The 10,227-nt window shown below is 70.9% G+C and carries 7 protein-coding genes; 4 read left to right on the plus strand and 3 right to left on the minus strand.

From position 1 onward, the window contains the following. Positions 1-77: 77 nt before the first annotated feature. Positions 78-2,384, minus strand: a complete 2,307-nt coding sequence (locus tag AB0I18_RS21860) for an MMPL family transporter (protein WP_363107208.1) — start codon at positions 2,382-2,384, stop codon at positions 78-80. A gap of 288 nt (positions 2,385-2,672) precedes the next feature. On the opposite strand from AB0I18_RS21860, the gene AB0I18_RS21865 reads away from it, so the two are divergent. From AB0I18_RS21865 to AB0I18_RS21875, 3 genes are all read left to right on the plus strand, one after another. Next, complete coding sequence (locus AB0I18_RS21865) at positions 2,673-3,149, plus strand: hypothetical protein (RefSeq protein WP_363107209.1); 477 nt, start codon at positions 2,673-2,675, stop codon at positions 3,147-3,149. 105 nt (positions 3,150-3,254) lie between these two features. Beyond that, complete coding sequence (locus AB0I18_RS21870) at positions 3,255-3,950, plus strand: response regulator transcription factor (RefSeq protein WP_363107210.1); 696 nt, start codon at positions 3,255-3,257, stop codon at positions 3,948-3,950. Next, positions 3,947-5,449 (plus strand): HAMP domain-containing sensor histidine kinase, encoded by a 1,503-nt coding sequence (locus tag AB0I18_RS21875; RefSeq protein ID WP_363107211.1) that lies wholly within the window; start codon positions 3,947-3,949, stop codon positions 5,447-5,449. The genes AB0I18_RS21870 and AB0I18_RS21875 overlap by 4 nt, the downstream gene beginning before the upstream one ends. Positions 5,450-5,470: 21 nt before the next feature. On the opposite strand, the gene AB0I18_RS21880 is transcribed toward AB0I18_RS21875, so the two are convergent. Together AB0I18_RS21880 and AB0I18_RS21885 are read right to left on the minus strand one after the other, a co-directional pair. Then, entirely contained in the window at positions 5,471-6,709 is a 1,239-nt protein-coding gene (locus tag AB0I18_RS21880) for a cytochrome P450 (protein WP_363107212.1), read from the minus strand. Between the two features lie 29 nt (positions 6,710-6,738). Beyond that, the gene (locus tag AB0I18_RS21885; RefSeq protein ID WP_363107213.1) at positions 6,739-8,451 is read right to left on the minus strand and encodes a tryptophan 7-halogenase; all 1,713 of its coding nucleotides are present in this window, start codon (positions 8,449-8,451) and stop codon (positions 6,739-6,741) included. Between the two features lie 199 nt (positions 8,452-8,650). On the opposite strand from AB0I18_RS21885, the gene AB0I18_RS21890 reads away from it, so the two are divergent. After that, positions 8,651-10,174, plus strand: a complete 1,524-nt coding sequence (locus AB0I18_RS21890; RefSeq protein ID WP_363107214.1) for an FAD-dependent monooxygenase — start codon at positions 8,651-8,653, stop codon at positions 10,172-10,174. Positions 10,175-10,227: the final 53 nt, after the last annotated feature.

Raw genomic sequence — 10,227 nt, forward strand, 5'->3', positions numbered from 1 at the left:
GGCGGGTCCGAGCGTAGGAACGCCGACTCAAGGCAGAGTCACGAATCCCGTATGCGCACGGGCGGCCACGGGGCAGGTCAGCGACTCCCGCCCAGCTCCTTCGACTCGGCGCGCTCCGCGGGCCGCTCCGGCGCCGGGGCCGCCGGACGCTCGTCCTCGTCCTTGGGCTCGTCCTCGTCCTCGGGCTCGTCCGCGGGCTCGATCGCCAGGTGGGGCAGCGACCTCTCCAGCCAGGAGGGCAGCCACCAGTTGCCCCTCCCGAGGAGGTACATGACGGACGGGACCAGCAGGCTCCGGAGGATGAACGCGTCCAGCGCCACGGCGGCGGCCAGCCCGATGCCGGCCATCTTGCCCTCCACGGAGCCGCTGAGCACGAACGCGCTGAACACGCAGATCATGATCACGGCGGCGGAGTTGATGACCCGGGCGGTCTCGGTCAGGCCGACCCGCACCGCGCGGCGGTTGTCGCCGGAGTGCACCCACTCCTCGTAGATCCGGCTGACCAGGAAGACCTGGTAGTCCATGGACAGGCCGAAGAGCATGGCGAGCATGATCACCGGCAGGGCCGAACTGATCGGCACCTCGCCGCCCAGGTCGAGCAGCCCGGTGATCCAGCCCCACTGGAAGAGGGCCACCAGCGCGCCGAAGGACGCCCCGGCGGCGACGAGGTTCATGACGGCGGCGGTGAGCGGGATCAGCACACTGCGGAAGGCGAGCAGCAGCAGTACGAAGCCCAGCCCGACGATCACCCCGATGAACAGCGGCAGCTTCTCCCCGATCACGGAGGCGAAGTCCTTGTTGACGGCCGTCGCGCCGCCCACGTGCACCTGGAGCGGCGTGCCCTCCTCCGCCCGCGGAATGACGTCGTCGCGCAGCCGGTCGATGAGCCGGTCGGTCTCCTCCGCCTGCGGCGAGGCGGTGGGCACGACCTGGATGACGGCGACTCGCTGGCCGGACCGGAGGGGGGCCGCCTTGACATCGGACACGCCCTCGGTGCCGGGCAGGTCCTCGACCAGCGTGTCCAGCGCGGTCCGCGCCGACGGCCCGGGTACGTCGGCGACCAGTTGCAGCGGTCCGTTGAAGCCGGGTCCGAAGCCCTCGGTCATCAGGTCGTACGCGCGGCGCGTGGTGTTGGACGTCGGCTGATTGCCCTGGTCGGCGATGCCCAGGCGGAGCGAGAACACCGGGATGGCGAGCACTGCCATCACCACCACCGCGACCAGCGCCAGCGTGCGCGGGCGGCGCTGGACGAACTCGGCCAGGCGGCCGGCCGCCCCGGCGGCGTCCCCGGAGCCGGATCCGTCCTCGGAGCCGGATCCGTCCTCGGAGCCGGATCCGTCCTCGGAGCCGGATCCGTCCTCCGCGAGCCTGCGGCGCTCGCGCCGGGCGAGCACCCGGGGGCCGAGGAAGCCGAGCAGGGCCGGCAGCAGCGTTATCGCGGCGATCATGGTCAGCACCACGGTGGCCGCGGCCGCCGTGGCGACACCGTTGAGGAAGGTCATGCCCAGGGCGTACATGCCGAGCAGGGCCGCGCACACGGTGGCGCCGGCGAAGAGCACGGCGCGCCCGGAGGTGTTGAGCGCCAGCTCCACCGCCTGCGCCGGGGTCCTGCCGCGCCGGATCATGTTCCGGTGCCGGGTGACGATGAACAGCGCGTAGTCTATGCCCACGCCGAGCCCGATCAGACTGCCCAGTGTCGTCGCGACCTGCGGGATGTCCAGGACGTTGCTCACCAGGGCGATCCCGCTGAGACCGGAGCCGACCGAGAAGATCGCGATGGCGATGGGCAGGAGCATGGCGTACAGCGAGCCGAAGGCGAGGAACAGCACGATCGCCGCCGCGACGATGGCCACCAGTTCGGTCAGGCCCGCGGCCGGGCCCTCGGTCCTGGCGACGGCGTTGCCGCCCACGTCGACCTGGAGACCGTCGGTCTCGGCCTGCCGGGCCACGTCCACGACGCGCTCGATCTGCTCCGTGTCGAGGTTGTTGGCCAGGTCGTCGTAGACGATTCGGGCGTAGCCGATGGTGCCGTCCTCGCTGATCTGCGCCGCGCCCCCGCGCTCGTACGGGCTCGCCACCGAGCCGACCTCCGGCACCTTGGCGATGTCGGCGAACGCCGACTCCATCCGCCGGCGGACGTCCGCGTCCCGGACGGAGCCGTCGGCCGTCTTCCACACGACGACGTCGACGTCCCCCGACTGCTCGGGGAAGCCCTCCTGGAGCAGGTCCAGCGCCTTGGAGGACTCGGTTCCCGGCAGCCGGAAGTTGTTGGCGTAGGCATCGCCCACGACCTGGCTGCCCACGGTGGTGCCTGCGAGGGCGCACAGCCACAGCAGCAGGACCGTGAATCGATGGCGGAAACACCAACGTGCCAGTGCGGCCACGGGGAACTCCTCGTCGTCCGGAGAAGGTCGGCGGCTCGGCCGCCGGACCTGTGTCCCGGTACTGGGCGGGGCCGCTCACTGCCACTCCAGCCTGGAGGCGTGCCGCGACGGTTTCCACGCCTGGGATCCGACTCACAGAGAACTCGCAACTTCTCTTAAGGTGCCCCCAAGCTTCGCCCGGCAGAATGAAGTGCCATGCATCGGGCCGCGCCGCACCACCCGTCTTGGTTCGGCTCAGGGCCCGCCGGAACCTCCCTGTACGTCCCCATACATCGAAGGATCTCCAGCATGAGCTCGTCGTCAACCGCCACCCGCACGCGCCGCAGCAGCAGTGCCCGTCCGCCCACGCCCCGGGCCGCACCCGCCAGCCTGCGCAGGAACGTGCCGGAGTCCTTCGCGCGGCGGCACCGCAGGGGGCTCGCCTTACTCGCGGGCTGCTGCGCCGCGGTGCTGATCTTCCTGGCCGGGATGGGCACGGCCTCCGCGCTGATGATGGACCGGATGAGCGGAATGAAGGACAAGGTCAGCGAGTTGGCGCTGGGCGCCGCGGGTGGCGGGGGCGGGATGCCCGGGGGTGGCGGGGCCGGGATGCCCGAGGGCGGCGGCGCGGGCGGCGCGACCGGCACGGACCTGCAGAAGTGGGCGGAGGAACAGGGGCTGCCCCCTGGACTCTCGGAACAGCAGCTGACCATGCTGAACCAGAAGTTCCCCGATGGCATTCCACCGGAGACGCTGGAGATGATCAAGCAGCAGCTCGGGGGCTGAGCCCCCTCCGGACCCGGCAGTCGGTGCTCGCATCCCCCGAGGGCACCGGCTGCCGACCCGTCGGGGCGGCGTGCGGGCACCGTAACGGGATGGGAGGAGCACGGCATGGAGGACGTCACCGGTCAGGGCACCGTTCTCATCGTCGAGGACGAGCCGAGCATCACCGACATCCTGGAGATCACGCTCAAGTTCCACGGCTTTCGCACCTACGCGGCGGCCACCTGCCGCGAGGCCGAGGAGCTGGCCCGCACGCACCACCCCGACCTGCTGCTGCTCGACGTGATGCTGCCGGACGGCAGCGGCTGGCAGGTCTGCCGCACCCTGCGGGCCGAGCGCGACGACCTGGCGGTGATCTTCCTGACCGCCCGCGACGCCTCGTCGGACATCGTCGGCGGCCTCGCCATGGGCGGCGACGACTACATCACCAAGCCGTTCAAGGTGGACGAGGTGCTGGCCCGGGTGCGGGCGGTGCTGCGCCGCTCCCGGCGCGACCAGGCGCCGCAGACGGTGCTGCGCCACGCCGACCTGGAGATGAACGAGGCCACCCACACCGTCCGCAGGGCGGGGCAGCCCGTCGACCTCACCCCGACGGAGTTCCGGGTGCTGTGGCACCTCGTACAGCACGCGGACCGGATCGTCACCAAGGACGAACTCCTGCGCCAGGTCTGGGAGTACGAGTTCCCCGGGTCCACCGTCGTCGAGACGTACATCAGCTATCTGCGCCGCAAGCTGGACGCGCTCGGGCCGCCGCTGATCGTCACCCGGCGGGGCCTCGGCTACACCGTGGAGAGCCCGCGGTGAGCACGTCGCGCCGCGCCGGCCTGCGGGCGGGCCTGTACTCGCTGCGCGTCCGGCTCAGCATCGCCAACGTCATCCTGCTGGCGCTGACCCTGACCCTGACGATCACCGCGGGCCTGCTGGGCGTACGGCACTTCATGCTCGACCGGATCGACGAGGAACTGCTGCGGGCGCGGACGAACCTCAGTCAGTCCGGCGCCACCGTGGAGAGCGTCGAGAACCTGCTCCGGCTCGCCGACCACCTCCACAGCGTGCAGGGCTTCGTGCCCGACAACCCGATCACCGAGAACACCACGGTCGTGCTCGACCCCAGCGGCCGGCCGCTGCCCGTGGTGGAGCCGGTTCCCGCCGGCCGGGCGGCGCAGACCGTCAGTACCCAGCGCGGCGCCGTGGCCTCCGCGGTGGCCGACCCGGCTGCCCTGTCCGACGCGGGCGACCCGGTCACCGTGGAGGCCGGCGGCCGGGACTACCGGGTGGTGGCGGTGCGGTTGCAGGACGGCGGCATGATCCTCCAGGCGGCGTCGCTGGACTCGATGGCCTCCCTGGTCACCCGGCTGCTCCCGCTTTCCGTGGGCACCGGGCTCGGGCTGCTGCTGACGCTGGCGGCGGTGTCGCTGGCCACGGCCCGGCGCAGCCTGCGCCCGCTGGAGGACATGGTGCACACCGCGTCCGCGATCGCCGAGGGCGATCTGTCCCGGCGGATGGGCGACGAGGGCAGCTCGACCACGGAGGTGGTGGAGCTGCGCGACGCCCTCAACACGATGCTGCACCAGATCGAGTCGGCCTTCGAGACCAGGGAGCGGGCCACCGCACGGGCGCGCCAGTTCGCCGCCGACGCCTCGCACGAGCTGCGCACCCCGCTCACCGCCGTCCGCGGCTATCTCCAGCTGTGTGCCGACGGGATGCTCGGCGAGGCCGACCAGCGGCGCGCGCTGAACCGGGCGAGCACGGAGGCGGACCGGATGGGACATCTGGTGGACGAACTGCTCGACCTGGCCCGCCTGGACCAGCGTCCGCTGCTCGACCTGCGCCGGGTCGACCTCGCCCGGCTCGCCCGCGACGGCGCCGCCGACCTCGCCGCCCGGCAGCCGCGGCGGCCGGTCGTGGTACGGGCGCCGGGGACCGCGGTGTACGTGCTCGGGGACGAGGACCGGCTGCGCCTGGCCGTCGGCAAGCTGCTGGCCAACGTGCGCACCCACACGCCGGAGAGCGCGCGGGCCGAGGTGAGCGTGGAGGCGGACGCCGGTACCGTCCGGCTGCGCGTGGCGGACCACGGCCCCGGGATGCGCTCGGAGGACGCCGCCCGGATCTTCGACCGCTTCTTCCGCGCCGACGCCGGCCGCCGCCGGGACACGGACGGCGCCGACGGGACCGGTCTTGGGCTGTCCATCGTCCGCGCCGTGGCCGAGGTGCACAGCGGCACCGTAGAGCTGGACACGGCGCCGGGCGAGGGCCTGAGCGTGACGCTGCGGCTGCCGACCGGGCCGGCAGCCGCAGGATGACGGTCGATCCGCCGGTCGGCGTCAGCGCAGTACCACCGGCAGGGAATCCAGTCGCTGAAGGAAGTTCAGCGACCGGTGCTGGATCTGCTCGGCCGGCACGGCGAGCCGCAGCTTCGGGAACCGGCGGATGAGTGAGCCGATGGCGACCTCCCCCTCCAGCCGCGCGAGCCGGGCACCGAGGCAGTAGTGGACGCCGCCGCCGAACGCCATGTGCGGGTTCTCCGCGCGGGTGACGTCCAGCCGCTCGGGGCACTCGAACTTGGTCGTGTCCCGGTTGGCCGACGCCAGGCACAGAATGACCAGCGAGCCCTTGGGGATCACCGTGCCGTCGACGGTCACGTCCTCGGTGGCGTGCCGGAAGACCCCGGGGACGGGCGGCGGATCGAAGCGCAGCAGCTCGTCGACGGCCGCCCGCGCCAGGTCGGGGTCGGCCTGCACCGCGGCCAGCTGGTCGGGGTGCTGGAGCAGCCGGAACATGCCGCCGCTGATCATGTAGATGCTGGTCTCGTGCCCCGCGGTGAGGAGTTGCAGGCCCATCGCCGGCAGCTCGGGCTCGCTCAGCACCCCCTCGTCGGCCGCTTGGACCATCGCCGAGAACACGTCGTCCGCGGGGGCCTTGCGCTTGTCGGCCATCTTCTGGGCGATGAAGTCCTTGAGCTCCGCGATGGCGCTGAGCCCGTCGCCGGGCCGGGCGGCGCCGACGAGCTTGGTGACCAGCGCGCCGTAGTAGCTGATGTCCTCCCGCGGCACGCCCAGCAGCTCGCAGATGACGCCGATGGGCAGCGGGAAGGCGTAGTCCTCGATCAGTTCGGCTTCGCCCCGCTCCTCCATGCGGTCGAGCAGCTCCGCGGCGAGCTCCTGGATGCGGGGGCGCAGCGAGTCGATCCGGTTGGCGCTGAAAGCGCGCACCACCAGCTTGCGCATCCGGCTGTGGTCCGGGGGGTCCCGGTTGATCATGGTGTAGCGCAGCGTCTCGTCCTTGCGGATGAGTGCCTGGCTGTTCTGGACCTCGGGGCGGTTCACCGCGTGCGTGACCTCGCTGCTGAACCGCACGTGGTCGTTGATGCACGCGTCGATGTCCTCGTACCGCGTCACCCACCAGGACGGGGTGCCGTCGGGGAGGATCACCTTGTGCACGGAGCCGGTGTCGCGGAGGTTCGTGAAGAACGGGTACGGGTTCTCGGCGAAGTCGTGCGGAATGGTATGCCCGTCGTCCGGCTCTGCATGAGGGCACATTCGCTCCTGCGGCGGAGTCGACATCCTGCTTCCTCTCTGCTCCTGGGGTCGCGTCAGTGGACGCCGGGACGACGTGCGGCCATCTTCAGCACTTCGTCCAGCGGGTTGAGCTGTGTGGGCGAGAACCGGCGGCGCAGGAAGAGGGTGAGGCCCTCGTAGACCAACTCGCCGATCTCCGGCGGGGCTTCGGACTTGGCCCAGTGCAGCATGCTCACCACTTTGGCCCCGGTGACGTGCACACACCGGTTGTCCGGGTCCCCGGCACCCAGTGCGGGCGGCAGGAAGGTGGCCGAGCGCAGCGAGTGCATCACCCGGCGGGCGGCGGACTCGGCCGTGGTCGTGCCCTCCTGGACCTGGCGCAGCTGGGCGCTGGCGTCGCGGAACAGCTCGCGGACCGGCTCGTACTCGGCGAGGGTGCCGCGCACCGCGTGGCGCTCGTAGTCCTCCAGGATCCGCGGGTTCCGGGTCTTGAGGTACTTGCCGTAGGCCCGGTTGATCTCGAAGTTGGACAGCCGCTGGTTGACGGACCAGACGCGGAACCAGGCGTCCCACAGGTCGTAGTCGCGGAACGAGGTGTACGCGTTGGCCACCAGGTCGTCGTTGAAGTCGAGCAGGCCCTGTTCGAGCTCCTCGACCAGCTTGAACCGCTCCACGTCGAAGTCGTCGGCGCGCACGGCGTCGATCAGGCGCCAGCCCAGCGCGTTGATGATCTCGAAGGTGTTGGCGAGCCCCCTGGAGAACAGGGCGTCGACGAAGCCCGACGCGTGGGACGTCAGGCACCAGCGGTAGCCGACCGTCTGCTTCGAGGAGTACTGCAGCCTGGGGGTGGAGACCCATTCGCGTACGGACCGGGACCCGGTGAACTGCGGCGCGATGCTGGGGAAGTCCTTGATGAAGCGCCGGAACTCCTCCTCGGGCGGGCAGTCGGGCTTCGGGTACATCCGCGGGTCGAGGCTCAGACCCACGCTCACCAGCGGGTTGCGCGCCTTGATGTGGTTGTTGAACGGGATGACCCAGATCCAGCCGCCCTCGAAGATGTGGTGCAGGGTGCCCTGGCTCCACGGCATGATGTTGGCGTGCGTGCCGCGCGGCTGGAGCCGCTCGTACGGCGTCACGTTGATCATGTGCGTGAACAGGGACCTGGCGTGGTGGCGCATCCGGGTGGGCTGCTCGCGCAGGTCGAACTTGGTGGCGAGCGGGGACCTGCCGCCGCTGGCGTCCACGACGTACCGGGTTCGCCACCGATCTCCCGTTTCGGTGGCGAGAGTGACCCCTTTGTCGTCGATGTCGATGTCCGTGATGGCGGCGCGCTGTGCGACCCGCGCGCCGTACCTGACGGCCACGGACAGCATCCAGGCGTCGACGTCCTGCCGGAAGAAGTGGTTCTCGGTGTTGATGATCCCGGGCAGCGGCAGTTCGTTGCACTGCGCCGGATCCTGCCGCTCGCCCTTGCGGTGGTAGAGGAAGCCGAAGTTTCGCTTGATCCCGCTCGCGGGCGACACCTCGGCCTGGACGTTCTCGAACGACGCCAGGCTCTTGATCTCCGGCACGTCGTACCGGTCGGCGATCATGCGCATCAGCATCGAGGTGTGCGGGATGGTGGACTCGCCGACGGCGAACCTCGGATGAGTGCCGGCGTCGAACAGCAGGACGTCGACTCCGGCGCGGGCCAGGATGGCCGCCAGGGCCGTCCCGGCGATGCCGGACCCGATGATCGCCACGTCGGCGTCCAGTCGGAGTTGTGTATCTAACGGGCTGTCTGTCATGGATTTTCCCTCCGGTCTACGAAGGTCGGCGAAGCAGCCTCCACGGTCGATGTCACCCGCACGGTCGCGGTCCGAGCCGTGAGTTGCATCTGCCGCCGGGAATTAATCACTTGATGACATCTGTGAAAGCCTATGCACGAGGAGTTCATCAGGTCAAGAATTATTGAAGCCGACCGACTCCGAGGAGGAGGCACCTTCCATGAGCAACAGCGACAAGGATCAGGTCCTGATCGCGGGAGCCGGCCCCGGTGGCCTGCTACTCGCCTGCGAGTTGGCACTCGCCGGCGTCCCGTGCACGGTGCTGGAGCGCCGTACCACCCCGTCCGTGCAGTCGCGGGCCACCGGACTGCAGGCGCGCACGCTGGAGTTACTCGCGATGCGCGGGATGGCCGGGGACTTCATGCGGGCCGGCCATCCCCACGACCACTACCGGATCACCGTGGGCAGGGCCCGCATCGACCTCACCCAGCTCGACACGGAGTACCAGCAGCTCGGCATCTGCCGGCAGAGCGTCACGGAGGAGATCTTCGAACGCCACGCCCGCTCCCACGGAGCCCGCATCGAGCGCGGCGTCGAGGTCCAGGCCGTCTCCCAGACCGCGGACGGCGTGACGGTGCGGACCAGCGAGGGCGGCACCGTCCGGGAACGCAGGGCCGGCTGGCTCGTGGGCTTCGACGGCTCCCACAGCACCGTGCGGACCGCCGCGGGCATCGACTTCCCCGGCAGGTCGTACCCGTACAACGTCATGGCGGGCGACGTACGGCTCGGTCGCAAGCCGGAGGACGGCATGCTGGTCAAGGTGTCCAAGGAGGGGATGGTCGTCGCCATCGACTTCGGCGACGGCACCTGGCGGATGGGCGCGGTCGACCGCAGGCAGCCGCGGGACCTCGACGAGCCCGCGAGCCTGGAGGAACTGCGCGACATGATCACCCGCGTCTTCGGCTACGACCTCCACCCCTACGACCCCACGTACACCGCGCGCTTCCGCTTCCACAACAGGCACGCCACCACCTACCGCAAGGGCCGCGTCCTGATCGGCGGCGACGCCGCCCACGTACACCCGCCGCTCGGCGCCCAGGGGCTCAACATCAGCTGCCAGGACGCGTTGAACCTGGGCTGGAAGCTGGCCGCGGTCATTCGGCACGGCGCACCGGATTCGATCCTCGACACCTACGAGCAGGAGCGCCGGCCCATCGCCCGACGCGTCCTGGGGGCCACGGGCCGGGCCATGCACATGATGATGACCCCCGCTCCCCCGCTGCGCCTGCTGCGCCGCCTGGTGGTGCCCACGGTCACCTCCCTGCCCGTGACCCACCGCTTCCTCGCCGGGCAGATCTCCAACCTGTCGTTCGCCTACCCCGACGGGGACCGCTCCGGCCGGGGCGGGCTGGTCGGCCGTCGGCTGCCCAACACCAGCGTCCGCCACCCGGGCGGAGAAATACGGCCGCTCTACGACCTGTTCCGCTCCGGCCGGTTCGTGCTGCTGGACCAGACCGGCGGCGCCGTGCCGCCCGTGCACCAGCCGTGGGCGAAGCTGGTGGAGGCGGTGGAGGTCGAGCTGGAGGGCCCGCCGGAGCTGGCGGCCCACGACCTCATACTCAGCCGCCCCGACGGATACTGCGCCTGGGCCGGAAGCCGCGAAGACGCGGTCGGTCTCGGCAGGGCGCTCGAACGCTGGTGCGGCGCACCGGAGACCCCGGGCGTCGTGGCGCTGCGCACGTAACTCCCCGTCTCCCGCGGCGCGCAGTGAGGCGGTACGGCGTGTACGCCGTACCG

The organism is Streptomyces sp. NPDC050704 (assembly GCF_040654355.1).
Lineage (GTDB): Bacteria > Actinomycetota > Actinomycetes > Streptomycetales > Streptomycetaceae > Streptomyces.

Excerpts from the sequence above, each read along its gene's own strand:
- AB0I18_RS21880 (WP_363107212.1), bottom strand. The coding sequence starts at position 6,709 with ATGTCGACTCCGCCGCAGGAGCGAATGTGCCCTCATGCAGAGCCGGAC.
- AB0I18_RS21865 (WP_363107209.1), top strand. The coding sequence starts at position 2,673 with ATGAGCTCGTCGTCAACCGCCACCCGCACGCGCCGCAGCAGCAGTGCC.
- AB0I18_RS21870 (WP_363107210.1), top strand. The coding sequence starts at position 3,255 with ATGGAGGACGTCACCGGTCAGGGCACCGTTCTCATCGTCGAGGACGAG.
- AB0I18_RS21890 (WP_363107214.1), top strand. The coding sequence starts at position 8,651 with ATGAGCAACAGCGACAAGGATCAGGTCCTGATCGCGGGAGCCGGCCCC.
- AB0I18_RS21885 (WP_363107213.1), bottom strand. The coding sequence starts at position 8,451 with ATGACAGACAGCCCGTTAGATACACAACTCCGACTGGACGCCGACGTG.